This is a genomic window from Acetobacter sp. AAB5 (assembly GCF_050106715.1).
GTDB classification, from domain to species: Bacteria; Pseudomonadota; Alphaproteobacteria; order Acetobacterales; family Acetobacteraceae; genus Acetobacter; species Acetobacter oryzifermentans.
In genome coordinates this window covers 1-527 of sequence record NZ_JBNIEW010000061.1, presented here as the reverse complement: position 1 = coordinate 527, position 527 = coordinate 1, and the positions used below count along the sequence as shown (strand labels likewise).

The 527-nt window shown below is 55.2% G+C and carries 1 protein-coding gene; it reads right to left on the bottom strand.

What is annotated here, in order from left to right:
• Positions 1-527 (bottom strand): transposase (locus tag ACP7IZ_RS13795; RefSeq protein WP_426849731.1); only part of this gene is annotated, 527 nt, incomplete at both ends.

The window sequence follows — 527 nt, the reverse complement described above, 5'->3', positions numbered from 1 at the left end:
ACGTGGGATTTGTAGCCAAAGAACGGGATGGCGAGATCGCTCGACGGTATGGTTCCATCGTCCTGCCGCTTCGCCTTCGTGAACTTAAGTGTCCATCGTGCATGACGATCCTTATGCGACATCTTTGCGGGCTTGTCCTGCCAGTCTTCTGGAATACGTCCTGCCCGGAGATCCGCTTTCTCAGCGTTCGTATTGCGCTGCTTTGGAGCAGCCACCAGTGTTGCATCCAGGATCTGGCCGGACATCGGGAGATAACCGGCGTTCCGCAGGGTCGCGTCAAATCGGTCAAACAGCCTTTCAATGGCACCCGCCTGTGTCAAACGCTCACGAAACAGCCAGACCGTTTTGGCATCCGGCACGCGGTCCGACAGCCCCAATCCCAGAAAGCGCATGAACGACAGGCGGTTGTTGATCAGATACTCTGTCCGTTCATCAGACAAATTGTTCAACGTCTGGATGACCAGAATTTTGAACATCAGCACCGGATCAAACGGCGGACGTCCGCCTTTACTTCCGTCCGAATAGGC